This is a genomic window from uncultured Pseudomonas sp. (assembly GCF_913777995.1).
Taxonomy (GTDB): Bacteria; Pseudomonadota; Gammaproteobacteria; order Pseudomonadales; family Pseudomonadaceae; genus Aquipseudomonas.
This window is the reverse complement of sequence record NZ_CAJYVE010000028.1, coordinates 40588-64116: the sequence shown is the minus strand read 5'-3', so window position 1 is coordinate 64116 and position 23529 is coordinate 40588. Positions and strand designations below refer to the sequence as shown.

The following is a 23529-nucleotide window of genomic DNA, read 5'->3' as shown; positions in this document are numbered from 1 at the left end:
ACGCACGATTTCATCGCCGCCCGCAATTGCGCCTACTGCCTGCCTTGCATCATGGGCACCATGTACACCGGGACATCCGCACGCTGCAGCACTCTGGCCGCGGTGCGGCCGATAGGCGCACCGTCACCCACCATGCGGCTATGGCTGCCGACCACCAGCAGGTCCACGGCCAGTTCACGAGCCTGCTCGAGTATCACCATCGAGGGGTCACCCTGGACGACCCGCACCGTGCGAATGAACGAAAGATCCGCGTGGCCGGCACCGAACTCTTCGCGAAAACCGTCGAGCATCCGTTGCTCGATGCCCTCCATGAACGTACTCACGCCCCGACCGTGCAGCTCCCTGACTGCTTCCTCACCCAGATAACTCTGCAGCACCGATTCAGCGAACAGGCCCAGTGGCTCGACCACATGGATCACGTAGAGCCCCGCGTTGAAGGTCCGTGCCAATGCCAGCGCGTGTTGTGTCACGTAGGGCGCGTACAGACCGAGGTCTGTGGCATAGAGCATCGAACGGATCATACGGCCTCCCGGACTGCCAGAATGACGGCGATTGATTGAGCTTAGCAGCGCACCCGACAATAGTCGGGCGGCGGCGGATCAATCGCCCGCAAGGCCCGGGCCTGCATCCGCACGGCGCCGGTCGATGAAGGCCAGCGACTGGTAAAGGGTGCGAATACGCGGCAACTCGCAACCGGCGGCCTGGGCCGCACGCAGTGGCCGCTGGTAGATGACCTCCAGCTCCATGGGGCGCTGGCCGGCAAAGTCGTGGTACATGCTCGGCCAGTAGTCGGGCAATGCATCGGTGAACGCCAACAGCGTCTGGGCGTAATTACCCGGCATTTGCACACCACAGGCTGCCGCACCGCGGATCACTTCCTCCATCAACGCCTCGATCAGCGCGCGACTGTGCGGGTCGGCCATCAAGGCTTGAGTGCCAGCCCGCAACAGCACGGAAAGACCGTTATAAGGCACGTTCCACACCAGCTTCTGCCAGCGAGCCTGGCGCAGGTCAGGCATCGCCTTGCCGTCGATACCTGCCGCCGCGAACAGCGCAGCGCCCTCCTCGACCAGCGCCATACGCGCCGCCTGATCGACCGCAGGCCCACTGTGATAGCCCAGGTTCACCGTACCGCCCGCCTGATGAACAACCACACCGGGCGCCTGACGATGCAGGCACACGAAACACAGCCCGCCGAGCAGATGCAGGCTCTCGGGCAACAGTGGCCGCAACTGTTCCTCGACCTCCAGGCCATTCTGCAGCAACACGACCCGCGCTCCCGGCGCAGCCGCCTGCGTGATCAAGGGCGCCAGGGCGGCATTACTGGTGGTCTTGGCGCCCACCAGCAGCCAGTCGCACGGCGGCATGTCGGCGGCCTGGCGATGCGCGTTGACTGACGCCAGGTGCAGCGCGCCGTGGACCTGGCTGTCCACCTGCAGCCCCTTGCGCGACACGGCATCGAACTCGCTGCGCAACAGGAAATGCACGTCGAAGCCGGCACGGGCCAGCAGCAATCCGTAGAAGCCGCCAATGGCGCCGGTGCCGATGATGCCGATACGCAGTGGTTGGGTCAGGGTCATGGATATTCCTCGTGATTCCGTGGTGCAGGTTCATGGCAATTCGTCAGGCTCGCCCGCAAAGGCCGACTCCAGCGCCTGACACAGCGAAGCAGGATCCAGTGGCGAGCGTAGCGCACCGAGAAAATCACCGTCGCGGACGACGAACAGTGCCGGCAGATGAAAAACCTCATAACGCTGCACCGCACCGCCATTGCGCTCGGCATCGATCCAGCACAGGCGCTCCAGGGGCAGGTTCATCGATGGCAGGCGCTGCCGCGCCCAGCGGCAACTGCTGCAGCCCTCGCCAGTGAACAGCAGCAGTGAACGCCCCGGCAGGCTGAGAAGCTGCTGGTCGATATCCAGGTCGGTGAGTTGCAATTGTTCCAGCACGGCGGTTTTCCAGGCCAAAGGCCGCACGATTCTAGCGCCTAACGCCAGCCGCTTCATCGCCTGCTTTGCCGGGCCGGCCCGGGAACGCCACGAAGCAATGCCAGCTTGTGGAAACACGCGGTAACGCGCTAAGGTTCGGCACCCGCAACGCTTCACCGTGACCTGATGAGTAGCCCGATGGCCGATTTACCGATTGACGACCTCAACGTTGCCTCCAACGAGACGCTGATCACCCCGGATCAGCTCAAGCGCGAGATTCCCCTGACTGCCGCCGCGCTCAAGACCGTGAGTGAAGGCCGCGAAGTCATCCGCAACATTCTCGATGGCAAGGATCACCGCCTGTTCATCGTGATCGGCCCCTGCTCGATCCACGACCTCAAGGCCGCCAAGGAGTACGCCGAGCGCCTCAAGGCCCTGGCCGCCGAGGTATCGGACACGTTGTATCTGGTCATGCGGGTGTACTTCGAGAAGCCACGCACCACGGTGGGCTGGAAAGGCCTGATCAACGACCCCTACCTGGACGACTCGTTCAAGATCCAGGACGGCCTGCACATCGGTCGCCAGCTGCTGCTGGACCTGGCGGAAATGGGCCTGCCCACCGCCACCGAGGCCCTGGACCCAATTTCCCCGCAGTATCTGCAGGACCTGATCAGCTGGTCGGCCATCGGCGCACGCACCACCGAGTCCCAGACCCACCGGGAAATGGCCTCGGGCCTGTCTTCGGCCGTGGGCTTCAAGAACGGAACCGATGGCGGCCTGACCGTGGCCATCAATGCCCTGCAGTCGGTGTCGAAACCGCACCGCTTCCTGGGCATCAACCAGGAAGGTGGCGTCTCCATCGTGACCACCAAGGGCAATGCCTACGGCCACGTAGTGCTGCGCGGCGGCAACGGCAAACCCAACTATGACTCGGTCAGCGTGGCCTTGTGCGAGCAGGACCTGAACAAGGCCGGCATCCGCCCGAACATCATGGTCGACTGCAGCCATGCCAACTCCAACAAGGATCCCGGCCTGCAGCCGCTGGTCATGGAGAACGTGGCCAACCAGATCCTCGAAGGCAACCAGTCGATCATCGGCCTGATGGTCGAGAGCCACCTGAACTGGGGTTGCCAGGCGATTCCCAAGGATCTGTCGGAACTGAAGTACGGTGTATCGATCACCGATGCCTGCATCGACTGGGAAGCCACCGAGAAAACCCTGCGCAGCATGCACGCCAAGCTCAAGAACGTGCTGCCCGCTCGCCAGCGCGGCTGAGTTTCCAGGCAATAACGAAAACGCCGGGCTGATGCCCGGCGTTTTCGTATGCGTCTTTTCGCAAACTTATCCGATAACGTCTTCGGTGCCACTGCGGCGCTGGTGGCGCTCCATGTAGCGTTCCACATATGAACACGAGGCGATCACGCTGTAACCGCCTTGTTCGGCAAAAGCCAGCGCCTGTTCGGTAAGCGCCGCTGCGATACCTCGCCCGCGAAGTGCATCGGGCACGAAGGTCCGATAGAAATCAAGGGTCTGCTTGCCCAGGTCCATATAGGTCAGATAGGCGCGATAGCCGTCGACGTCGACGACGAACTGGTGGGCAGCCTGATCATGTTGAATGGACAACGCCTCGCTCATCATTACTCCTAGCGGGTCTTGGAATTTGACCCCTACCTTACCGATCTTTTCCCGGCAACGAAACCTTTGGACCACCTGGATAACCGGCGGCCTGACCAGCGCACCGCAAGACAGCCTGATTAGATACTAGGCGCCTCACCCCACTTTGCTCAAGTGACAGCTGTGTTAAAAGCACGGCGCCCGCCAGTGCGCCCGACCAGTGAACCGAGTGACGGCGCAAGTTGTCATAGAGACGCCGGTTAGCGGATTCAAGTCACCGTGACATCACTGCACAACGGAACCTTGATCCTTCAGGGAAAAACACCGGAGTGTGAGAGGGGGGGCGGCTACTTGATTAGCGTCACCGGCCAGGTGGATAGTTTTCATACAATCTGCCTGATAAGTATGACGGAAGACTTTCATGCCAAAGAATTTTGTTGGATCTTGCGCTTCCTCCGTTTACTTACTACAAACAATGAGTACTATGTACGCCGGTCATTCTCTCCATTTCGAGAGATGACGAATTCGAATTAAGTCCTTGAAGGGGAACACGATGAACAACGTTCTGAAATTCTCTGCTCTGGCTCTGGCCGCCGTTCTGGCCACCGGTTGCAGCAGCGTCTCCAAAGAAACCGAAGCTCGCCTGACTGCTACCGAAGACGCAGCAGCTCGCGCTCAGGCTCGTGCTGACGAAGCCTACCGCAAAGCTGACGAAGCTCTGGCTGCCGCTCAGAAAGCTCAGCAGACCGCTGACGAAGCCAACGAGCGTGCTCTGCGCATGCTGGACAAGGCTAGCCGCAAGTAATAATCCCTTCGGGATTGAAAAAGGCCGACCCGCTTGCGGGTCGGCCTTTTTTTATGCCCGGTTACCAGACTGACGGAGGCGCATGACGCGCCCCCGACGCAGGCTCAGTGGAACACCGCCTGGGGATCGGCGCCGGCCGGAACGGCAGCCTGGCCGACCATAGGCTCGGCGATCTCGGTAGGAATGCCGTCACCGGCGGCCACCACGTCACGCACGGTATCCCAGTTGGTGCGCATGTTGCTGGCCAGGTCATCATGCTTGAGCAACGCGTTGATCACCGCCGTGTGCTTGTCGACCACCGACGGGTTGCCCTGCTCGTCCAGCGGCGTATGCGCCTCGAGGAACACCTTGCCGCCGCTCAGGCCGAACTTGTAGGGCTCGTTGATGATGCGCACGGGGGTGCCCACCGGCGCCATGTCGGCCAGCTCCAGCACGTTATTGTTGTACATGCGGAAGCAACCGTGGCTGGTGCGCATGCCAATGCCGAACTTCTTGTTCGAGCCGTGGATCAGGTAACCGGACATGCCCAGGCCGAACTTGAACGGGCCCAACGGATTGTCCGGCCCGGCAGGCACCACTGCCGGCAGGATGTCGCCGTCAGCGGCGTGCTCGGCGCGGATCGACGCCGGTGGCGTCCAGGTCGGGTTCGGGGTCTTGGCGATGACGCGAGTGCTGCCGATCGGCGAGCCCCAGCCCTCGCGGCCGATACCCAGGGCGTAGGTGTACACCACGTTCTTGCCCTTGGGGTAGTAGTACATCCGGTACTCGGCCAGGTTGATGACGATACCTTCACGCGGCCCCGGCGGCAGGATGAAGCGGGTCGGCAACACGATCTTGGTGCCGGCGCCGGGCAGCCAGGCATCGACCCCGGGGTTGGCGTCGAGCATTTCCTGGTAACCCAGACCGTAGCGGGTACCCAGGTCGGCGAAGGTGTCTTCGTATTTCGCCTCGATGACCTGCACCTGGCCGACGACGTCTTCACCAGGTGGCGGCAATGGATATTCCGTGGCCTGCACGGAACTGGCGGCCCACAGGGCGGCGAATGACAGACAGCGAGCAACGACAGGAATGCGCGACAACATCCGGTGAAATCCTTCGGCTAGATACGGCGGGGTCAAAATGGGCCTGTGCGCGGTGCCCGGCAGTTGCCGCAGTCCTCGACAGGCCAGGTGCCAGTGTACACCCGGCTTGACGCCTTCGGGAGCCTCGGCGCTTCGTGAAACTTACAGTTCCGGCCAGATCGGGTGCATGCCACGGCGCTGGGCATCAAGGATGGCCTTGCACAGCGGGCACAAGCGCTCCTCCTGGAGCATTTGTGTCTCAACCTGTGACAGCCGCGGCTGGGCAGGCAGCAAGGTGCCGCACAGGGTGCGGTCGGCGGAACCGCCCAGCACCAACTGACGGGCGATCAGATGGACCCTGGCTTCCTGGCAAGCGAACAGGTCGAGCTGCTCGTCAGGCTCGATCATTTGGTAGGCGAACAGGGACCAGGCAGGGCGCGGCATGAAGGGCTCCAGTGAGGGGGGCGCAACATTAGCCGAAAGCCCCCGCCGAGAAAAGCCTCAAAGCAGCGGTTTCAGGGCCGGCCAGACATTTTCCAGCAACTTGCCCTGGGCGGCGGTCGCCGGGTGGATGCCATCGGCCTGCATCATCTGCGGCACACCCCCCACGCCTTCGAGGAAAAACGGCACCCAGGGCAGTTGATGCTCCTTGGCCAGGTCGGCGTAAACTGCCTCGAACGCCCGGGTGTAGCGCGGGCCATAATTGGGTGGAATCTTCATGCCCAGCAGCAGGACCTTGGCACCGGCCTTTTTCGACTGCTCGATCATCGATGCAAGGTTTTGTTGCAATTGCGCCGGAGGCTGCCCACGCAGCCCATCGTTACCGCCCAGCTCGAGCACCACCAGCTCCGGCCGATGCTCTGCAAGCAGCGCCGGCAGCCGCGCCAGGCCTCCGGCGCTGGTGTCGCCGCTGATCGACGCGTTGACCACCTTGTCGTCGAAACCCTGCTGCTGCAGGCGTTGTTGCAGCAGGTTGACCCAGCCTTGGCGGGTATCCAGGCCGAAAGCGGCGCTGATACTATCGCCGACGACCAGTACCGTGCCCGCCACCGCGCCCTGAGACAGCAGCAACAGGCCCAAGGCGCTACTCAATAACCACGCACGCATCGGATTCTCCATGAGTGAAAGCATTCTCAGTGCCCAGAGCCTCAGCAAAGTGGTGCCCAGCACCGAAGGTGAGCTGACTATCCTGCACGAACTCTCCCTTGAACTGAACAAGGGCGACACTTTGGCCATCGTCGGCTCATCCGGTTCCGGAAAATCCACTCTGCTGGGCTTGCTCGCCGGGCTGGACCTGCCCAGCGCCGGCAGCGTCATGCTCTCCGGGCGCAACCTCAGCCAGCTTGACGAAGACGAACGCGCCAGGGTCCGTGCCGAGCACGTCGGGTTCGTCTTCCAGTCGTTCCAGTTGCTCGACAGCCTCAATGCCCTGGAGAACGTCATGCTGCCCATGGAACTGGAGGGCCGCCAGGACGCCCGTGAGCGCGCGCGCAGCCTCCTGGAGCGCGTCGGCCTGGGCCAGCGCCTGAGCCACACGCCCCGCCAGCTCTCCGGCGGCGAACAACAACGCGTGGCCATTGCCCGAGCGTTTGCCGCCGACCCGGATGTTCTGTTCGCCGACGAACCCACCGGCAACCTCGACAGCCATACCGGCGAGCGCATCAGCGACCTGCTGTTCGAGCTGAACAAGGAACGCGGCACCACCCTGGTGCTGGTCACCCATGATGAGCGGCTGGCGCATCGCTGCCGTCGCCTGATCCGCCTCGAAGCCGGGCGCCAGGTCGCCCCTCTGGAGCCTTGATGGCACGCATGCCCCTTCCCCGCCTGTTCAGCCTCGCGGTGCGTCAGCTGCAGCGTGACGCCCGCGCCGGCGAACTGCGCGTGCTGTTCTTCGCCTTGCTGGTCGCCGTGGCGGCCAGCACCGCCATCGGTTATTTCGGCGCGCGCCTGAATGCCGCCATGCTGCTGCGCGCCACCGAGTTCCTCGGCGCCGACCTGATCCTCGAAGGCTCCAGCCCGGCCAGCGCCGAGCAGCGCGAAGCCGGGCAGCGCCTGGGCCTGAAGCACGCACAGATCGTGATCTTCTCCAGCGTCATCGCCACCGACGACGGCATCCAGCTGTCGAGCATCAAGGCAGTGGACGATGCCTACCCGCTGCGTGGCGAACTCAAGAGCGCGCCGGCCCCCTACCAGCCTGACCAGCCCGGCAGCGGCCCGCCGCCCGGCGAAGCCTGGGTCGAGGCGCGGCTGCTGCCAGCGGTCAATCTCAAGGTCGGTGACACCCTCGACGTCGGCGCCAAACCGCTCAAGCTGACCCGCATCCTGACCTACGAGCCGGACCGCGCCGGCAACTTCTACAGCCTCACGCCACGGGTGATGATCAACCTCCAGGACCTGCAGGCCACTGGCGTGGTGCAGCCCGGCAGCCGGGTGACCTATCGCGAGATGTGGACCGGCACGCCACAGGCCCTGGCAGCCTACCGCCAGGCCATCGAACCGGGCCTGCAACCGCACCAGGAAATCAAGGACGCCCGCGACGGCAGCCAGCAGATTGGCGGTGCGCTGGGCAAGGCCGAACGCTACCTGAACATGGCCAGTCTGGTCGCCGTGCTGCTGGCCGGTGTAGCGGTGGCGATGTCGGCGGCCCGCTTCGCCGCGCGGCGCTTCGACGCCAGCGCCCTGCTGCGCTGCCTGGGCCTGTCGCGGGGCGAGGCGCTGCAGCTGTTCGGCCTGCAACTGGCGCTGCTCGGCCTGTTCGCCAGCCTCGGCGGTGCGTTGCTGGGCTGGCTGGCGCAACTGGGGCTGTTCGCCTTGCTGCATAACCTGCTGCCCGCCACGGTACCGCCCGGCGGCCTCATGCCCGCACTGGCCGGCATCGGCACCGGGCTGGTCGCCCTGGCCGGCTTCGCCCTGCCACCGCTGGCCGCGCTGGGCCGAGTGCCACCATTGCGGGTGTTGCGCCGCGACATGCTGCCGGTGCCGGCCAGCTCCTGGCTGGTGTACGGCGCCGCCATCCTGGCCCTGGGCCTGATCATGTGGCGTCTGAGCCTGGACCTGGTGCTGACCTTCGCCCTGCTCGGCGGAGGCGTCGTCGCCGCCCTGCTGTTCGGCGCCCTGCTACTGGCTGGCCTGAACAGCCTGCGCCGCCTGCTGGCCGGTGCCCCACTGGCCTGGCGTCTGGGCCTGGGCCAACTGCTACGCCACCCGTTGGCCGCTGCCGGCCAGGCGCTGGCCTTCGGCCTTATCCTGCTGGCCATGGGGTTGATCGCGCTGCTGCGCGGCGAACTGCTCGACACCTGGCAGAATCAGTTGCCCAAAGACGCACCGAACTACTTCGTGCTCAACGTGCTGCCGACTGACAAGGACCGTTTCGCCCAGACTCTGGGCGGGCTGTCCAGCCATGCTGCACCGCTGTACCCGGTGGTGCCGGGGCGCCTGATGACCATCAACGGCGAACCGGTCGCCCAGTTCGTGACCAAGGATTCGCGGGGCGAAAACGCCACGCGCCGCGACCTCAACCTGACCTGGGCAGCCGCCCTGCCGGAGGGCAACCGCATCACTGCCGGGCAGTGGTGGTCGACACCGGATCAGCCTCCCGCCGCCGATCAGCCGCCTGGCGTCTCGGTGGAAGCCAAGCTGGCCGACAGCCTGAGCATCAAGCTGGGCGACCGGCTGGGCTTCAACGTCGGCGGACTGACCCGCGAGACCGTGGTGACCAACCTGCGCGACGTGAACTGGGATACCTTTCAGCCCAACTTCTTCATCATCTTCCAGCCCGGCACACTGGCCGACCTGCCGACCACCTACATGACCAGCTTCTACCTGCCACCGCAGCACGACCGGCAGATCGTCGAGCTGTCGCGCAGCTACCCGTCGATCAGCATCCTCGGCGTAGAAGCACTGCTGGCCCAGGTGCGCAGCATTCTCGACCAGGTGACTTTGGCAGTGCAGTTCGTGCTGCTGTTCGTGCTGGCTGCCGGGGTGGCAGTGCTGTTCTCCGGCCTGCAGGCCACCCTGGACGAGCGTATTCGCCAAGGCGCGCTGCTGCGTGCGCTAGGCGCCAGCCGCTACCTGCTGGTCCGCGCCCGGCGCATCGAGTTCGGCCTGCTGGGCGCAGCCAGCGGCCTGCTGGCGGCACTGGGCTGCGAACTGGTGAGTTTCGTGCTGTATCGCTTCGCGTTCAGCCTGCAGTGGTCGCCACACCCCTGGCTGCTGGTGCTGCCTCTGATCGGCGCCGTGCTGGTAGGCGGTGCCGGCATCTACGGCACGCGCCGGGCCTTGAACGCCAGCCCGCTCAACGTCTTGCGCGAAGGTTGAGCATTTGATCGACAGGTCGGGTTTCAGCCGCGCAGCGGCCTCATGTTCACAGCGGATGCGCTGAATGTGTTGGCCTCTTCGCAGCTGAAGCTGTCCGGGAAACGCTCGGCTCAGAGCCGGGCCTTGTCGATCCACTCCTGCACCGAGTCGCCACTGCCGATATCCGCCTGTACCAGACCGTCGAGCATGAAAGTCGGCGAGACATGGATGCCATTCTGGCGGGCGTACTTGCAGTGCCATTTGATCGCGTGCTCCAGCTGCGCCTGGGCGAAGGCTTCGACCAGCGACACGCCGCTGTACTTCTCCAGGCGGGCAATGAGCTGGTTCGGCGTGGTGTCCATGTTCGGGCCACCAGCGTGCTGGTCGAACTCGAATTTCGAGCGATTCGCGGCAATCGCCGCCATGACCTTTTTCGCCGTGTCCTTACCGCCGGGCAAGGTCGAGGCTGCCAGGATGCAGCGCACCAGTACCCCGGAATACAGGTGCCAGGGTTGCGACTGCAGGCGAATTTTCACGGTAACCCGGTCCTCCCCAGCCGTGGCCAGGAATTCATCGAGCTTGCCGAAGGCCTTCACCGAGAACGGACAGGTCGGTTCGAGAAACATCTCGAAGGTACGCGGGCCGTGGCCCCAGGTCAGAGGGTCGGCATTCCACACGGACGTTTCCATAAAAGGCTCCTGAAGCGCCAGGCAGCAAGCCGGCGACGATGATGAACGTGCCGGTTTCGACCATCATCGCCCTGCCCTCGTTCAGCGTGGGGCAAGCCGATGCGGCATGGGTGCCGGCTCGGGTATCTGGATCACCTGCCCACGCTGCCAGGCATCGGCGGCGGGGTCCACCCCGGGCGCCGGGATGTCCGCACGGCTGCGCCGGCGCTCGCTGCTGTCGATGCCCAGCCGTCGGTCACGCTCGCCAACCATCGCCGGGTCGACCTGGCCTTCGGCGGTGAAACCCATCATCAGTTGGGGCATGCCCAGTGGCAGCCCCTTGTGCATGTCCGTATGCCAGGTGTGCCAGGTCTTGCCATAGGTGCCTACCAGCTTCTCCATCAGCGCATGTTCGGCGGCCTCGGGAATGCCAGGGGCGAGCAACTGTCCGGACTTCACCTCGTGCACATGGCTGTGCCACAGCGCCTTCTCCGCCTCTGGCAGGCCGGCGAACAACCTGGCGCTGATGATGTACTCCACGCCCATCAGCTTCGCATCACGGCCGTTACCATCGAAGATCGTGCACTGGACCACTTCGTCGTTGAGGATCGCGCAATAGTGGTGGGCCTCCATCTGCTGGTGCGGGCGTCCGTTGTAGAAATGAAAACCGTCGAGATAGGCGTTCAACGCCTCGACCGGCGGACGACCCTGCAGCAACGCAGCCCCCGCCTCGAGTACCTGGGTCGACGTCCGTTTGTCAGCGCCAGACGCCTGTACCGCCGAAGGCGTATCATGACCGGCACAACCGCCGAGCAAGGTGCCGGCCAGCACCACCTGCACTGTCCGCTTCGCTGTGTTCATGCTGTTGCCTCCTTCCTGTGGTCGAGCGCAGGCAAGGCTCTGCCAGGCGCCCCGGAGCCTCATGCTCAAGGCGGATGACCTGACGTTGCAGCGCAGGGTTCAATGCTACGAGCCAAGCCGGCGACAGAGGGGCACGTGCTGGCGGCCAGGATTGACGGGAGTCAACGCGGGAGGGATTTTCTGTCCGCCGAATCGAACATTCATACCTGGCTGGCAGTCCCATGGCCAGGACATTCACAGGTCAGGTCGATGATCGTCAACACGCTGGTTTTTCTCGCGACCCTGGTGGGCATGGAAGGCTTTGCCTGGTTCGCTCACAAGTACATCATGCATGGCTGGGGCTGGGGCTGGCATCGCTCGCATCATGAGCCGCGTAACGGCTGGTTCGAAAAGAACGACCTGTATGCCGTGGTGTTCGCCGGGGTGGCCATCGTGCTGATCGCCCTGGGCAGCATCGGCCTGCACCCGCTGGAATGGATCGGTGCCGGCATGACCGGTTACGGCCTGCTGTATTTCATTGCCCACGACGGCCTGGTGCACCAGCGCTGGCCGTTTCGCTATGTACCGCGCAAGGGCTACTTCAAGCGTCTGTACCAGGCGCACCTGATGCATCACGCCGTGCAGGGCCGCGAGCGCTGCGTATCGTTCGGCTTCCTCATCGCGCCTTCGACGGCAAGCCTGCGGGCCCAGCTGCGAGCACTGCATGATGGCCCGCTGCAGCGCCCGCCGGCGGACGCCGCCAAAGCTCCGGATCACGCGGCGGCCAGCGCCGACCCCGGGAACTGATCGCGCGCCAGGCGCCCAGCGCCACGAGGCGCAGCTTGTCAGCCTTGCTGGTCGACACGCGGCTGTCCCAAGCCTGGGCTCCTGCTTCACGTACCTTGACGCCGATCTCGCGGTACACCGCCCCGGCGGTCGCCACGGCCCAGGCCGAACGCCATGGCAAGGCCGTGACGCCGGCCTGGGCACTTTCGTAGAAGGGCTCGGCCATGTCCACCAGGCGCTGCCCCAGCACCGCCAGGCGCTCGCGATACTCCGGGGCTGTCAGCCGCTCACGCGCGATACCCTGTTCGTCCAGCCATTGCTGCGGCAGGTAGCAACGCCCGACCTCGGCGTCTTCGACGATGTCCCGGGCAATATTGGTGAGCTGGAACGCCATGCCCAGGTCGCAGGCCCGCTCCAGGGTCGCCTCGTCACTGACGCCCATCACTTGGGCCATCATCAGCCCCACGACCCCGGCCACGTGGTAGCAGTACTCCAGGGTGTCTTCGATGCTGCGGTACTCGCGGCCATCGACATCCATGGCGAAGCCGGCCAAGTGATCCAGCGCATAGGCGCGGCGCAATCCATGCCGCGCCACCACCTCGCGCAGCGCGGCGAAAGCCGGCTCGACCACCGGCTGCAACGCATACACCGCCTCGGTCTGGGCCAGCAGCCCGGCCAGGCGCTGCTGCACTTCGTCGTCGGCCAGCGGGCGCGCCTGATGGCCGGCCTGCTGGCCATCGATCACGTCATCGCAATGCCGGCACCAGGCATACAGCATCACCGCACTGCTGCGCGTGGCCGGATCGAACAGCCGTGAGGCGGCGGCGAAGCTCTTGGAACCGACTGCGATGCTGCGCGTGGCATGCGCCAGCAACTGGCGCTGCTCGTCAGGCGTGTCATGCATGGGCGATTCCTTCGAGCATCAGCCCGGCGGTGGCCTTGGCCGAGCCGATCACCCCTGGCACGCCAGCGCCCGGATGCGTACCAGCCCCGACCAGGTACAGGTTGCTCAGGTGCGCATCGCGGTTGTGCGGGCGGAACCAGGCACTTTGCTGCAACACCGGCTCCAGGGAAAACGCCGAACCCAGATGGGCATTGAGTTCGTCGCGGAAATCATGTGGGGTGAAGATCCGGCTGGTCACCAGGTCTTCGCGCAGCCCCGGCATGTAGTGCTTCTCCAGGTAGGCGAAGATCCGCTCGCGATAGCGCGGCCCCTCCACTTCCCAATCGATGGGCGCGTTACCCAGGTGCGGCACCGGCGACAGCACATAGTGGCTGGAACAGCCGGGCGGCGCGAGGTCCGGGTCCGTGACGCAGGGCGCGTGCAAGTACAGGGAAAAGTCCTCGGCCAGGCCCGGCCCCTTGAAGATCTCGTCGATCAGGCCGCGATAGCGCGGGCCAAAGCACACCGTATGGTGCTGCAGCTGCGGCTGCGGCCGCTTGAGGCCGAAGTGGATGACGAACAGCGAATTGCTGAAGCGCTTGCCCGCCAGGCGCCGCCCCTCGTCGCGGCCACGCGCCTCATGGCCCAGCAGGTCGGCATAGGTGTGCATGACGTCAGCGTTGGAAGCCACGCAATCGGCCGCCCAAAAGCGTCCATCCTGGCAACGCACCCCGCAGACCTTGGCATCGCGCACCTCGATGCGTGCCACCTCGGCATTCAGCGCCAGCTCCCCGCCCAGGTCTTCGAACAGGCGCACCAGTCCGCGCACCAGGGCACCGGTGCCACCCTTGGGAAACCACACCCCCCACTGACGCTCCAGGGCGTGGATCAGGGTATAGATGGACGAAGTCGCGAACGGGTTGCCACCCACCAGCAGCGAATGGAAGGAAAAGGCCTGGCGCAGCTTGTCGTTTTCGATGAAGCGCGACACCTTGCCGTACACACTGCGCCAGGCCTGCAGGCGAGCCAGTTGCGGGCCGGCCTGGATCATGTCGCGAAACGACAGGAACGGCACCGCGCCGAGCTTCAGGTAGCCTTCCTCGAACACCGCCTTGGAGTAGGCCAGAAAGCGCTGGTAACCGGCCACGTCGCGCGGATTGAGGGCGTGGATCTGCCGGTCGAGGGCGGCCTGGTCGTTGGCGTAGTCGAACTGCGTACCGTCCTCCCAGCACAAGCGGTAGAACGGCACCACGGGCAGCAATTGCACGTAGTCGTCCATGCGCCGCCCGGCCAGGGTGAACAGCTCTTCGATGGCGCTGGGGTCGGTAATCACCGTCGGTCCGGCGTCGAAGACGAAGCCCTGGTCTTCATAGACATACGCGCGCCCGCCCGGTTTGTCGCGGCGCTCCAGCAGCGTGGTGGCCACGCCTGCCGCCTGCAGGCGAATCGCCAGGGCCAGGCCTCCGAAGCCTGCACCGATCACCACTGCTTTTCTAGCCTGGGTCATAAGGTGTTCTCGAAATGTCGCGGCGAATGGCGCAACAAGGCGCGCAAGGCTTCGCCGACGGGGACGGGAGGTTTACCGGAGAGTATGCGCAGCTTGTCCAGCGCGTGCGTGTCTCCGGCGTAGAAGCGACCGATCAACCCCTCGGGCAATCGATAGAAACGTTGCATCACCTGCCAGCGATCCTCGGCACGCCCGGCCAGGAACAGCATGCGGTTGAGCAGGCGATAGAAACCCTGGCGCTGCCACTGGCGCCGCGCATGCTCACGAATGCCGCTGGCCAGCACCTCGGCGTCGAGTACGCTCTGTCCGGCCAGCCAGTCGGCCAGGCGCAGGGCTTCGGGCAGCGAATAGCCGGTGGTGCAGTGGAACAGGCCGGCGCGCAGTCCAGACAGCGGCTGGTCGCCGACCTGCCCCCAGAAGGCATCGAAATCCCCGGCCAGGGTAATCGGCAGCACACCGGTCTCCTCGCGCAGCACTTCGGCGATCTGCCAGCCGTGTTGAGTCGCATAGTCGATGATGTGCTGGCGCAGGCGCTCGGCAGAGGCCAGTGGCCGGTCGACATAGTGGGTGTCTTCGATCAGCAGCGTATCGCTGGAAAACGGCAGTACATAGACGAAGCGGTAGCCGCCCTCCTGGGCGACGCGGGCATCCATGATGATCGGCGCCTCCAGGCCATGGGGCGCCTGCAGCCGCAGGACCTGGCCGAGAAAGGCCTGGCGCCCCAGCACCAGGTGCGGGTCGGGCTGCAGGCCACGGCCATCGATGACCGCGCGCGCCTGCAGGCGCTCGCCGCCTTCCAGGGTGACGCTGTGCGGCGTGACCTGCTCGATGCGCCGACCGGTCCACAGGTCGTCGCCCATGACCCGCTGCAACACACTGGCGAAGCGCTCCGAGGTGATGCTCGCGTAACCGCTGTGCAGGCGCCGCGACAACTGCGGGAAGTGTACGTCGTAGGCGGGCCAGGACTTGACGATCAACGGCTCGATCCAGTGGCGCTGGCGTCGGCTGAGGTCATGTTGATGAAACGACCAGGTGTGGTTGCCGCCCGCCTCGGGCTGTTGCTCCACGCAAAGAATGCGCAGTTCCGGGCGCAGGCGCTTGAGCCGCAGCGCAATCAGGCCATTGGCCAGGCCGGCACCGGCGAGAATCAGGTCATAGCTCATGGCGTCGCCTCGGCCAGCACCGGACGCCCGCTGCGCAGCACCTGCTCGACGATGTCCGCCGCGCGCCGGGTGCCGCCGGCCTGCTGCAACTGCGCTGCCAGTTGCGCCAGACGCGGCAGCGGGCGGGCCAGCAGCTCGTCCAGCGCCTCGGCGATGCGCGGTGCCCGCGCCCGGCGGTTGAGCTGCAGCCCAGCCCCGCTGTAGCTGACCCGCGCGGCCACACCGTGCTGGTCGAAGGCGATGGGCATCACCAACATCGGCGTCTGGGTGGCGATGGCGTCCATCACCGTGTTCAGCCCGCCGTGGGTGATCACCGCATCGGCCTGTTGCAGCACCTGGCGTTGCGCCGCGAAGGCCGTGACCCAGATGGCACCTTCGTCGAGCAGCAAGGCTTCGCGGGTCTTGTCCAGCGCACCGCAATGGGCGATGAGCAACTGCAGGTTCATCTGCCGACAGGCCCGCGCCATCTGGCGGAACATGCCCAGGCGCTCGCCCTGCAGGGTGCCCAGGCTGGCGAATATCAGCGGGCGCAACGGGTCCACCGGCCAGCCGCCACAGGGTTCGGGCAGCGTGGGCCGCAGCGGTCCGACGTGATGCAGGTGCGCCGGTGCGGCGCGGCGCGGAAAGTCCAACGCGGCAATGGTCTGGCTGATCTGCGCCAGGGGCGACAACCCTTCGTGAACACCGTCGCGCGGCGCCACGTGCAACTGCCGGGCGGCCTCATGCAGCACTTGACGCAACGGGCGCATCAGCCAGTCGTGCACCTTGCGGCTGCCTTCATAGAGGCGCAGGCTGCGTTCGTCCTCGGCATAGGCGAAGGGCATGACCGACAGCGGCAAGTGCGGCTCGCGGTTGACCGGCAAGGCACAGGCCACCGAGATATACGGCAGGCCGCTGGCCTCGGCGACCAACGCGCCGGCGGCCTCCATTTCGTCGCACAGCACGGCGTCGATGCCCTGCCGGGCCAGCGCGGCGGGCAATTCGGCGCACAACATGGCGGTGCTGGAAACCAGCTGGTCGATCAGCCGCTTCAAGCCCAGCGGATGACAGGGCTGCCCGGCGCGCCTCAGGCTGTCGGCCAGGCAACCAGGCCCATGGGTGCTGCGCCCCAAAGCGTGAAAGCCGATGCGCGCATCGCTGAGCCAGGCACGTGCATCGGCCTGTTGGAAAAAGGTCACGCGGTGGCCGCGCTCTATCAGCTCCACGGCCAGCGCCTGGAAGGCCTGGAAATGGCTGTAGTACGCCGGGGCGACGACCGCGAAATGACTCATGACGGCTCGCCTGCGAGCAAGCGGGCCTGACGCAGCGCCGCCAGGTCGGCCGAGCCGGTGCAGAAGCAGGCGACGCGCAGTTGGCGGATGAAAATCTGGAAATGCTCGATCACCGCCTCGGTAGACAACGTCGCCTCACGCAGCACCCCGGCCGCCTGGCCGACCAGATCGGCCCCCAGGCGAATCGCCTTGGCGGCGTCCACCCCGTCACGGATCCCGCCAGAGGCAATCAGCGGCACCTCGGGCAGCACCCGGCGCACGCCCACCAGGCTTTCGGGAGTCGGAATGCCCCAGTCGGCGAAGGCCATGGCCACCGCGCGATCGGCTTCGCTGCGCGCCCGCCCGGCCTCCACGGCGGCCCAGCTGGTGCCGCCCTGGCCAGCCACATCCAGCACCTGCACCCCGGCCCGGACCAGCGCCTGGGCCACTGCCGGGCTCAGGCCGGCGCCGACCTCCTTGGCAATCAACGGCACCTCCAGGTGCGCGGCGACCCTGGCGATGCCATCCAGCACGCCGCGCCAGTCGCGGTCGCCTTCAGGTTGTACAGCTTCCTGCAGGGGGTTGAGGTGAATGATCAGCGCATCGGCCTGCAGGCTGTCCACCGCGCGCCGCGCCAGGTCCAGGCCAGCAGGCCCGAGCAACTGCGCAGCACCGATATTGCCCAGCAACGGCACGTCTGGCGCCAGGCGCCGTAGCTCGCGGGTCAGCCCCTGGTCGCTGCCGCCCTGCAGCCCGACACGCTGCGAGCCGACGCCCATGGCGATGCCCAGCGCCTGAGCGGCCTCGGCCAGATGCCGGTTGATGGCTGTGGCGCGCTGCGCCCCGCCGGTCATGGAGCTGATCAACAGCGGTGCGCGCAATGGACGGCCGAGCAACTGGCAGGACAGGTCGATGTCGTCCATGCTCTGTTCCGGCAAGGCACAATGCTCGAAACGCAGCCGCTGCCAGGCAGAGGTCGTACGTACGCCAGCATCGAGTCCGGCCAGCACGATATCCAGATGATCATCCTTGCGCCGACTCAAATCATGTTCGCTCATGACATTACATATCCCTGGAATCATTCACTGCCGGATGTTGTCCCTTGTACTGGCAAAAGCTATACAAGACCTCAGCTTCGCACAACTTGCGTATAAGATGCTCCTCAGGCATCCCGGCGCGCCAGTCGTTCCCTTACGATACGCAAGCGGACGACAATACTTTCGCCCATCACCACGGACGCAGCCATGTTGACAGTAAAGACCTGCGGCACCAGCGAATCGACCTTCGCCGATCACCTCGCCGAACTGCGGGTCAGCATCGACCGGCGCCTGGACGAACTGCTGCCGGAAAGCGGCAACGAACGCGACCTGATCGCCCTGGCCATGCGCGATAGCACACTGGCGCCGGGCAAGCGCATGCGCCCCATTCTGCTGGTACTGGCCGCCAACAGCCTCGGTCATCGCGGGGCTCAGGCCCTGGAACTGGGTTGCGCGGTGGAAATGATCCATGCCGCTTCACTGGTGCTGGACGACATGCCGTGCATGGACAACGCGCAATTGCGCCGTGGCCGCCCGACGGTACACCTGAAATTCGGCGAGGACGTGGCGATTCTCACCGCCATTGCCCTGCTGAGCCGGGCCTTTGGCGTAGTAGCGGGCATTGCCGAGCTGCCAGCGGCAACGCGCACCCAACTGGTCGAAGTGCTGGCCAATACCGTCGGCATGCAAGGCCTGGTACGCGGCCAGTTCCAGGACCTGCGCGATGGCCAGCAGGCACGCTCTGCCGAGCAGATCGCCCTGACCAACACCCTGAAGACCGGCGTGCTGTTCGGCGCCATCATGGACATGGCCTGGCTGGTCAGCGGTGCGACCCCCTGCAAGCGCTCGCCGCTACAGAACTTCGCGCTGGAGCTGGGCCAGGCCTTCCAGCTCTACGACGACCTTCACGACAGCAGCCCGGACACCGCCAAGGACCAGGGCAAGGACGCTGGCAAGTCGACACTGATGGCGCTGTATGGCCCGGAAGGCGTCACCCTGCGCCTGTACGAGCACCTGCGCAAGGCACAGGCCTGCCTGGACGAAGCCTTGGGCCGAGACCACCAGTTGGGCGACTTCCTGCAACTGATCTTCGCCAAGGTCGCGATCCGCTGAGCGCGACCCGCCTTCATCAAGGCGCAGGTAACGCTGCGATGGCCCGCACCAGTTGCGCGCCGTCGTCGAAGCGCTGCTCCTTCACCACCCTGCCCTTGTCCAGCTGCAGCCACTGCAGCGTATCGCGGTCGCCGTCGTAGCGGCCCGCCACACGGCCGTCGCGGTCCAGCAGGATGCGATAGTTCGCCGAGCGCATCGCCGGAACGATCACCGGCTTCATCACCGCGGGCAGCATCTCGATATCGGCGACATAGATGACCCGCCGCGCCTCCAGGTAACCCGGCGGCTGATCTTCGATGGCGGCATTGAGCAGGCGCGCCGCCGACATGCTGCGTGCCACCAGCAGCACCTGGGCCTGATCGTCGAGGGTGTAGGACTTGTCATGCTGATCCAGCAGAGTCCAGCGCGTGACGGTCGGTTCGGAGGTCTCGGCGACGGCCGTCCACGAAAGAGTCATTGCAAGAGCGGCAGCTGCCAGGCGCATGGGCCGGTTCCTCCAGGCGAAAAAAGCGTACCGGAACCTACCGGCACGACAAGGTGCATGATGGATCCTGCCACAGACCGGAGGTTCCCGCGCCCCCGGCCCGTGTCGAACATCCCTCTCCCACCACCGGCGCCAGCCCGTTATAGTCAGCGCCGGCGTCCGTCCAGGGCGACGCGCATCGGTAAAACCATTCAAGGAGGCGGCTTGGCTACCAACATCATTACCCGGGAAGGCCACGACAAGCTCAAGGCAGAGCTGGATCACCTGTGGCGCGTGTACCGCCCGGAGATCACCCAGAAAGTCTCCTGGGCCGCCTCGCTGGGCGACCGCAGCGAGAATGCCGACTACCAATACAACAAGAAGCTGCTGCGCGAGATCGACCGCCGCGTGCGCTACCTGCGCAAGCGCCTGGAAGACGTGAAGGTGGTGGACTACTCCCCGGAACAGGAGGGCCGGGTGTTCTTCGGTGCCTGGGTAGAAGTCGAGAACGACGAAGGCCAGGTAATGAAATTCCGCATCGTTGGCCACGACGAAATCTATGGCCGCAACGACTACATCTCCATCGACTCGCCAATGGCTCGCGCCTTGCTGAAGAAACAGCGCGACGATGAAGTGGTGGTGAAGATTCCGGACGGCGAGGCCACCTGGTATGTCAACCAGATTACCTACCAACCGTGATCCGCCCCCCGAAAGAGGCCGAGCAGACCTTCACTGGCCACCAGGCCTCGCCCAAGGTCCGTGCAGCCAGTGCAAATGTGCGTGAAGTACGCCCACACAGGCTCGGGGGCACTCAGGTTGCTGGCGCAGCCACTTCGAGCAAGTGAATCCCGGGCGTTTCGGACAGACTTCCCCCGCTGTATCCACCAAGCCGGCCAACCCGGGTGCGCAACTCGACCTGCTCCCCCCTGATCATCACGCGAATGCGATGGGTGCCGATAAAGTCGCCATCGAAGCCCATCGAATATTCATCCACCGCAAGCTTCTCGCCTGGGGAAAGAGTTGCAGACGCCGCGATTCCGTCTGCGAAGGCGCTCCCTGCAGCATTGTAGTCGACGATGTCATCACCATCGCTGGCGAAAGCATACAGCCGCCTGCCGATATAGATGACCTCCTCGGCGGTGCGGTTGACGAGATAGACGGGCTGTTTGTCACTGCAGGTGTACATATAGGGGATGGCCAGATAAATACCCTCCCCCACCTGTTGCAGACGCGCTTCCAGATCGGCCAAAGCCAGAACGTCAGCGAGTTCTGCGAGCCTGGCCCGAAGCTCGCTGCGCAGATCATCTTCTTCAGAGGTCCGCAGTGATTCTAAGGCGCTGTAGGCCACGTCGAGATGGATATGGCGCTCGATGGTGCGTTGGTGAGCCTCCACGACCGAGGCTGGAAAATCAGCATGCCTACGTGTCGTTGTCGCGTGAATGAGTTCCTCGATTTGACGGATCATGGTCGTACCTTCTGACTGCCTGGCAGGCTGGGGTAAAGCCATAGGATGGCCGCAAGCCTTTTTCGTTCGCTGGTCAACAACTATCCAAGTCCGAGAAAGCCGCTCAACCCAGTGTGATCAACCCCTGGCGGGCAATGCGGGTCAGGTCGTGGATCACCACGGCGGCGTTGTCGGCATCCGGGGCATGGATCACTGCCAGGTCGAACTGGTCGTTGGCGTAACCTGAAAGCGGCTGCGCGGTATCGACGAACTGCAGGAGAAAGGCACTGGCCTTGCCGCCTTTGCGCGGCCAGCCGTCGAGATAACGCAGCAAAGTAGGCTGGTGAGCGCCGCCGAGCAGGATGCGCGGATTCTTGCGACCAATGTAGGCAGTGATGGGGGAAATACGCAGGGGACGATGCTGGGTCTGGCTCATGACAGTGTTCTCCGCCTCACAGTTTCCGCTGGGCAGCGGTGGGAGGCGACACCGAACCAACGTTTTAGCGGTATTTGGCCTAGGCCGGCGCCCCGCAAGTAGTTGTTAAATCGGCGCTGGTGGCCATCTTAGGGCCAGCAATCACGGCAATGCAAGCACTGCTTGTGGCCGGTCCCGGAAAGCCGGGCCAGCCACTGGTTCAGGAACGGCTGCAGGGTTCAGACCCGCGCGGCGATGGCGCGGTCCACCGACAACTTGCCGGCGCCTTCGAACAGTACCGCGACCGCACCGCCCAGCAGGGCCAGGGCGAACTCGTAGCCGTTGTTGGCCATGAACAGGCCGTTGGCCAGGTGCACGCTGATGATCGCCACCAGCAGCAGGAAGATCAGCACCGCCGCAGCCGGGCGCGCCAGCAGGCCGATGAGCACAGCCAGGCCGCCGAAGAACTCGGCACTGCCAGACAGCAGCGCCATCAGGTAGCCCGGGGTCAGGCCGATGCTTGCCATCCACTGTGCGGTGCCTTCCAGGCCGTAGCCACCGAATGCGCCAAACAGCTTCTGGCTGCCGTGGGCGATGAAGATGATCCCGACGACCAGGCGGATGGCGGTGAGGCCCAGGCCGGCGCGGGTGGAGACAACAGTGTTGAGGAGCTTTTTCATAGTGGCGATTCCAAGGAGTGATGAGCGGGAATGGCGCCATCATAATCGAACAAACCAATATGAATACCGCAATTAATGCGACGTAATTATCTAATTTATAGATCAGTTTCGCGTGACGTACTTGCGCCCCGCCGGAGCCTGCTCCAGGGATTCGCGCTGGCGATCGAAGGCCAGGTAGTACTTGTTCACGCTGTTGACGAAGGTCACCACACCGGTGCCTTTCTTCTCCATGGCCACCCGCTCGGTCTGGAAGAACCATTGGTCTGCGTTCAAGCCCCGGCGGCGTGCCTCCTGGCGCAGTGCCTGGACCTGCTCCGGCCCGAGGTTGTAGGCGGCCAGGACGAAAGCCATGCGCTCGCGCTCATTGATTCTCGGGCTGGCGAAGAACTTGCGCTGAATCAGCGCCATGTAGCGCGCGGCGGCCTGTACGTTGCCTTCGGCGCTATTGATGTTATCGACCCCGACGCGGCGCGCCGCCGACGGCGTAATCTGCAGCAGGCCAGTCGCCCCGCCACTGCCCTTGGCCGACGGGTCGAGCTTGGATTCCTTGAAGGCCAGCGCCGCCAGGTCCAGCCAATCGATGCCTTGAGCCTCGCCGTGGCGTTGCAGGAGCGGTCGCAACTCCTTGAGGCGCTGCAGGTTGGCGCGAGCCAGCGGATTGTTGACCCGGTAAAGCGGCTTGTAGGCGGCGGCCAGCACCGCGTCCTGATTACCGGGCGCACGGTAGGAGGCCAGGAAGCGGTCCATGCTTTCGCGCAGCAGCGGGGCGTCCTGGCGCACGAACCAGCCGATATTGCCTTCGGTATGGAGTTTCAGGTTACGCTCCACGCGCAGCTTGGGCATCACCCGCGCCCAGCGTTCGGCGATCGGCTGCTCTACCAGGGTCATGGGGTAGATCCCGGCCTCGACCATTTCCAGCACGTCTTCTACCGCCAGGCTCGGGTCGACCCATTCGATATGCACCGGGGCCAGCTTGCGCTGCGCCAGGCCCTGGTTGAGGCGATGCAGGGCTTCGTCGGCCACGCTGCCGGTGGGCAGGCTCAGGGTCCGCCCGGACAGCTGGTCGAGCTGGCGGAAGCTGCGCTGCCCCCGGCTACCGACCACCACCAGCGGCACATCGGCGACGATGGGCCGGCTGGCCACCACGGCCTTGTCGCTGGTGTCGAGCAGTTCGCCCGGCGCGATCAGGTCGCCTTCACCGCGCAGCAAGGCCGCCACCAGCTGGTTCTTGGCCTTGGGAATGATCTTGAAGGTCAGCTTGCCGCCGTTCTGGGCATTGAGAAATTTTTCGAAGGCCTGCAGGCGGGCATATTCGATGCCGACTTCCTGGCCCTTGACGTCGCCGGAGCTGTTGCGGCTCTGGTTGACCAGCACGCGCAGCACCTTGCTGCTGCGGATGACCGGCAGGTCCCTGGCCTGAGTGCGCTTGTGTACCGCCTGCGGGCCGTTATGCACGGGCTTGCGCGGGTCGGCTAGCAGGGGAGCGGCGACCGACAGGCAGACGATGGACAATAGCGCGGCTCGGATCATTCGCTCTCCGTGGATCAAACCAGACAGATAGACAGACAAGTAGGGA

The 23529-nt window shown here is 64.9% G+C and carries 25 protein-coding genes and 1 pseudogene; 7 read left to right on the top strand and 19 right to left on the bottom strand.

From position 1 onward, the window contains the following. Positions 1-32: 32 nt before the first annotated feature. From QZ497_RS12275 to QZ497_RS12265, 3 genes are all read right to left on the bottom strand, one after another. Positions 33-521 (bottom strand): universal stress protein, encoded by a 489-nt coding sequence (locus tag QZ497_RS12275; RefSeq protein ID WP_295475044.1) that lies wholly within the window; start codon positions 519-521, stop codon positions 33-35. Between the two features lie 78 nt (positions 522-599). Next, positions 600-1580, bottom strand: a complete 981-nt coding sequence (locus QZ497_RS12270) for a putative 2-dehydropantoate 2-reductase (RefSeq protein ID WP_295475041.1) — start codon at positions 1578-1580, stop codon at positions 600-602. 30 nt (positions 1581-1610) lie between these two features. Continuing rightward, positions 1611-2006, bottom strand: a complete 396-nt coding sequence (locus QZ497_RS12265) for a thioredoxin (protein WP_295475038.1) — start codon at positions 2004-2006, stop codon at positions 1611-1613. Between the two features lie 120 nt (positions 2007-2126). Here QZ497_RS12265 and QZ497_RS12260 point away from each other — a divergent pair, with 120 nt between their 5' ends. After that, positions 2127-3203, top strand: a complete 1077-nt coding sequence (locus QZ497_RS12260; RefSeq protein ID WP_295475035.1) for a 3-deoxy-7-phosphoheptulonate synthase — start codon at positions 2127-2129, stop codon at positions 3201-3203. Positions 3204-3269: 66 nt separating this feature from the next. Here QZ497_RS12260 and QZ497_RS12255 read toward each other — a convergent pair whose 3' ends face one another. After that, positions 3270-3563 (bottom strand): GNAT family N-acetyltransferase, encoded by a 294-nt coding sequence (locus QZ497_RS12255; RefSeq protein WP_295475033.1) that lies wholly within the window; start codon positions 3561-3563, stop codon positions 3270-3272. Between the two features lie 532 nt (positions 3564-4095). On the opposite strand from QZ497_RS12255, the gene oprI reads away from it, so the two are divergent. Beyond that, a complete protein-coding gene (oprI, locus tag QZ497_RS12250) occupies positions 4096-4347 on the top strand; it encodes an outer membrane lipoprotei OprI (RefSeq protein WP_045491971.1) in 252 nt (83 codons plus the stop codon). 104 nt (positions 4348-4451) lie between these two features. On the opposite strand, the gene QZ497_RS12245 is transcribed toward oprI, so the two are convergent. The 3 genes from QZ497_RS12245 to QZ497_RS12235 form a co-directional block, all read right to left on the bottom strand. Next, positions 4452-5429, bottom strand: coding sequence for a L,D-transpeptidase family protein (locus QZ497_RS12245; protein WP_295475028.1), 978 nt, complete (start codon positions 5427-5429; stop codon positions 4452-4454). A 141-nt stretch (positions 5430-5570) separates the two neighbouring features. Next, the gene (locus QZ497_RS12240) at positions 5571-5852 is read right to left on the bottom strand and encodes a hypothetical protein (RefSeq protein WP_295475023.1); all 282 of its coding nucleotides are present in this window, start codon (positions 5850-5852) and stop codon (positions 5571-5573) included. Positions 5853-5909: 57 nt separating this feature from the next. Then, complete coding sequence (locus QZ497_RS12235; protein ID WP_295475020.1) at positions 5910-6515, bottom strand: arylesterase; 606 nt, start codon at positions 6513-6515, stop codon at positions 5910-5912. 10 nt (positions 6516-6525) lie between these two features. Between QZ497_RS12235 and QZ497_RS12230 the strand changes: the two genes are divergently transcribed. Together QZ497_RS12230 and QZ497_RS12225 are read left to right on the top strand one after the other, a co-directional pair. Beyond that, positions 6526-7209, top strand: a complete 684-nt coding sequence (locus tag QZ497_RS12230) for an ABC transporter ATP-binding protein (protein ID WP_295475017.1) — start codon at positions 6526-6528, stop codon at positions 7207-7209. Continuing rightward, positions 7209-9725 (top strand): ABC transporter permease, encoded by a 2517-nt coding sequence (locus QZ497_RS12225; RefSeq protein WP_295475013.1) that lies wholly within the window; start codon positions 7209-7211, stop codon positions 9723-9725. The genes QZ497_RS12230 and QZ497_RS12225 overlap by 1 nt, the downstream gene beginning before the upstream one ends. A 110-nt stretch (positions 9726-9835) precedes the next feature. On the opposite strand, the gene QZ497_RS12220 is transcribed toward QZ497_RS12225, so the two are convergent. Then, positions 9836-10393: a thioredoxin gene (locus QZ497_RS12220; protein ID WP_295475011.1), complete on the bottom strand. Its 558-nt coding sequence runs from the start codon at positions 10391-10393 to the stop codon at positions 9836-9838. Positions 10394-10474: 81 nt separating this feature from the next. Then, complete coding sequence (locus QZ497_RS12215; RefSeq protein WP_295475008.1) at positions 10475-11233, bottom strand: OBAP family protein; 759 nt, start codon at positions 11231-11233, stop codon at positions 10475-10477. A 249-nt stretch (positions 11234-11482) separates the two neighbouring features. On the opposite strand from QZ497_RS12215, the gene QZ497_RS12210 reads away from it, so the two are divergent. Beyond that, positions 11483-12019, top strand: a complete 537-nt coding sequence (locus QZ497_RS12210; protein ID WP_295475005.1) for a sterol desaturase family protein — start codon at positions 11483-11485, stop codon at positions 12017-12019. Here QZ497_RS12210 and QZ497_RS12205 read toward each other — a convergent pair. The 5 genes and pseudogenes from QZ497_RS12205 to fni all read right to left on the bottom strand — a co-directional run. Then, a pseudogene (locus QZ497_RS12205) lies at positions 11964-12902 on the bottom strand (phytoene/squalene synthase family protein); the annotation flags it as partial. The gene QZ497_RS12210 and the pseudogene QZ497_RS12205 sit on opposite strands and share 56 nt — an antisense overlap. After that, positions 12895-14388, bottom strand: coding sequence for a phytoene desaturase (locus tag QZ497_RS12200; RefSeq protein ID WP_295475003.1), 1494 nt, complete (start codon positions 14386-14388; stop codon positions 12895-12897). The gene QZ497_RS12200 and the pseudogene QZ497_RS12205, both read right to left, overlap by 8 nt. Further along, complete coding sequence (gene crtY, locus QZ497_RS12195) at positions 14385-15551, bottom strand: lycopene beta-cyclase CrtY (RefSeq protein WP_295475000.1); 1167 nt, start codon at positions 15549-15551, stop codon at positions 14385-14387. Before crtY ends, QZ497_RS12200 begins: the two co-directional genes overlap by 4 nt. Further along, positions 15548-16822 (bottom strand): glycosyltransferase, encoded by a 1275-nt coding sequence (locus QZ497_RS12190; protein ID WP_295474998.1) that lies wholly within the window; start codon positions 16820-16822, stop codon positions 15548-15550. The genes crtY and QZ497_RS12190 overlap by 4 nt, the downstream gene beginning before the upstream one ends. Further along, entirely contained in the window at positions 16819-17859 is a 1041-nt protein-coding gene (gene fni / locus QZ497_RS12185) for a type 2 isopentenyl-diphosphate Delta-isomerase (RefSeq protein ID WP_295474995.1), read from the bottom strand. The genes QZ497_RS12190 and fni overlap by 4 nt, the downstream gene beginning before the upstream one ends. A 186-nt stretch (positions 17860-18045) precedes the next feature. On the opposite strand from fni, the gene QZ497_RS12180 reads away from it, so the two are divergent. After that, positions 18046-18951 (top strand): polyprenyl synthetase family protein, encoded by a 906-nt coding sequence (locus QZ497_RS12180; protein ID WP_295474992.1) that lies wholly within the window; start codon positions 18046-18048, stop codon positions 18949-18951. A 16-nt stretch (positions 18952-18967) separates the two neighbouring features. Here QZ497_RS12180 and QZ497_RS12175 read toward each other — a convergent pair whose 3' ends face one another. Next, the gene (locus QZ497_RS12175) at positions 18968-19435 is read right to left on the bottom strand and encodes a hypothetical protein (protein WP_295474989.1); all 468 of its coding nucleotides are present in this window, start codon (positions 19433-19435) and stop codon (positions 18968-18970) included. 204 nt (positions 19436-19639) lie between these two features. Here QZ497_RS12175 and greB point away from each other — a divergent pair, with 204 nt between their 5' ends. After that, the gene (gene greB / locus QZ497_RS12170; protein ID WP_295474987.1) at positions 19640-20113 is read left to right on the top strand and encodes a transcription elongation factor GreB; all 474 of its coding nucleotides are present in this window, start codon (positions 19640-19642) and stop codon (positions 20111-20113) included. Positions 20114-20225: 112 nt separating this feature from the next. Here greB and QZ497_RS12165 read toward each other — a convergent pair whose 3' ends face one another. The 4 genes from QZ497_RS12165 to QZ497_RS12150 form a co-directional block, all read right to left on the bottom strand. After that, positions 20226-20879, bottom strand: a complete 654-nt coding sequence (locus QZ497_RS12165) for a hypothetical protein (RefSeq protein WP_295474984.1) — start codon at positions 20877-20879, stop codon at positions 20226-20228. A gap of 103 nt (positions 20880-20982) precedes the next feature. After that, entirely contained in the window at positions 20983-21294 is a 312-nt protein-coding gene (locus tag QZ497_RS12160) for a class I SAM-dependent methyltransferase (RefSeq protein ID WP_295474981.1), read from the bottom strand. Between the two features lie 218 nt (positions 21295-21512). After that, the gene (locus tag QZ497_RS12155) at positions 21513-21953 is read right to left on the bottom strand and encodes a DoxX family protein (RefSeq protein WP_295474978.1); all 441 of its coding nucleotides are present in this window, start codon (positions 21951-21953) and stop codon (positions 21513-21515) included. A 102-nt stretch (positions 21954-22055) separates the two neighbouring features. Beyond that, positions 22056-23483 carry a transglycosylase SLT domain-containing protein gene (locus QZ497_RS12150; RefSeq protein WP_295474975.1) on the bottom strand — a complete coding sequence of 476 codons (1428 nt, stop codon included), beginning with the start codon at positions 23481-23483 and terminating at the stop codon, positions 22056-22058. Positions 23484-23529 lie beyond the last annotated feature (46 nt).

Excerpts from the sequence above, each read along its gene's own strand:
- QZ497_RS12275 (WP_295475044.1), bottom strand. The coding sequence starts at position 521 with ATGATCCGTTCGATGCTCTATGCCACAGACCTCGGTCTGTACGCGCCC.
- QZ497_RS12270 (WP_295475041.1), bottom strand. The coding sequence starts at position 1,580 with ATGACCCTGACCCAACCACTGCGTATCGGCATCATCGGCACCGGCGCC.
- QZ497_RS12265 (WP_295475038.1), bottom strand. The coding sequence starts at position 2,006 with ATGAAGCGGCTGGCGTTAGGCGCTAGAATCGTGCGGCCTTTGGCCTGG.
- QZ497_RS12260 (WP_295475035.1), top strand. The coding sequence starts at position 2,127 with ATGGCCGATTTACCGATTGACGACCTCAACGTTGCCTCCAACGAGACG.
- QZ497_RS12255 (WP_295475033.1), bottom strand. The coding sequence starts at position 3,563 with ATGAGCGAGGCGTTGTCCATTCAACATGATCAGGCTGCCCACCAGTTC.
- oprI (WP_045491971.1), top strand. The coding sequence starts at position 4,096 with ATGAACAACGTTCTGAAATTCTCTGCTCTGGCTCTGGCCGCCGTTCTG.
- QZ497_RS12245 (WP_295475028.1), bottom strand. The coding sequence starts at position 5,429 with ATGTTGTCGCGCATTCCTGTCGTTGCTCGCTGTCTGTCATTCGCCGCC.
- QZ497_RS12240 (WP_295475023.1), bottom strand. The coding sequence starts at position 5,852 with ATGCCGCGCCCTGCCTGGTCCCTGTTCGCCTACCAAATGATCGAGCCT.
- QZ497_RS12235 (WP_295475020.1), bottom strand. The coding sequence starts at position 6,515 with ATGCGTGCGTGGTTATTGAGTAGCGCCTTGGGCCTGTTGCTGCTGTCT.
- QZ497_RS12230 (WP_295475017.1), top strand. The coding sequence starts at position 6,526 with ATGAGTGAAAGCATTCTCAGTGCCCAGAGCCTCAGCAAAGTGGTGCCC.
- QZ497_RS12225 (WP_295475013.1), top strand. The coding sequence starts at position 7,209 with ATGGCACGCATGCCCCTTCCCCGCCTGTTCAGCCTCGCGGTGCGTCAG.
- QZ497_RS12220 (WP_295475011.1), bottom strand. The coding sequence starts at position 10,393 with ATGGAAACGTCCGTGTGGAATGCCGACCCTCTGACCTGGGGCCACGGC.
- QZ497_RS12215 (WP_295475008.1), bottom strand. The coding sequence starts at position 11,233 with ATGAACACAGCGAAGCGGACAGTGCAGGTGGTGCTGGCCGGCACCTTG.
- QZ497_RS12210 (WP_295475005.1), top strand. The coding sequence starts at position 11,483 with ATGATCGTCAACACGCTGGTTTTTCTCGCGACCCTGGTGGGCATGGAA.
- QZ497_RS12200 (WP_295475003.1), bottom strand. The coding sequence starts at position 14,388 with ATGACCCAGGCTAGAAAAGCAGTGGTGATCGGTGCAGGCTTCGGAGGC.
- crtY (WP_295475000.1), bottom strand. The coding sequence starts at position 15,551 with ATGAGCTATGACCTGATTCTCGCCGGTGCCGGCCTGGCCAATGGCCTG.
- QZ497_RS12190 (WP_295474998.1), bottom strand. The coding sequence starts at position 16,822 with ATGAGTCATTTCGCGGTCGTCGCCCCGGCGTACTACAGCCATTTCCAG.
- fni (WP_295474995.1), bottom strand. The coding sequence starts at position 17,859 with ATGAGCGAACATGATTTGAGTCGGCGCAAGGATGATCATCTGGATATC.
- QZ497_RS12180 (WP_295474992.1), top strand. The coding sequence starts at position 18,046 with ATGTTGACAGTAAAGACCTGCGGCACCAGCGAATCGACCTTCGCCGAT.
- QZ497_RS12175 (WP_295474989.1), bottom strand. The coding sequence starts at position 19,435 with ATGCGCCTGGCAGCTGCCGCTCTTGCAATGACTCTTTCGTGGACGGCC.
- QZ497_RS12165 (WP_295474984.1), bottom strand. The coding sequence starts at position 20,879 with ATGATCCGTCAAATCGAGGAACTCATTCACGCGACAACGACACGTAGG.
- QZ497_RS12160 (WP_295474981.1), bottom strand. The coding sequence starts at position 21,294 with ATGAGCCAGACCCAGCATCGTCCCCTGCGTATTTCCCCCATCACTGCC.
- QZ497_RS12155 (WP_295474978.1), bottom strand. The coding sequence starts at position 21,953 with ATGAAAAAGCTCCTCAACACTGTTGTCTCCACCCGCGCCGGCCTGGGC.
- QZ497_RS12150 (WP_295474975.1), bottom strand. The coding sequence starts at position 23,483 with ATGATCCGAGCCGCGCTATTGTCCATCGTCTGCCTGTCGGTCGCCGCT.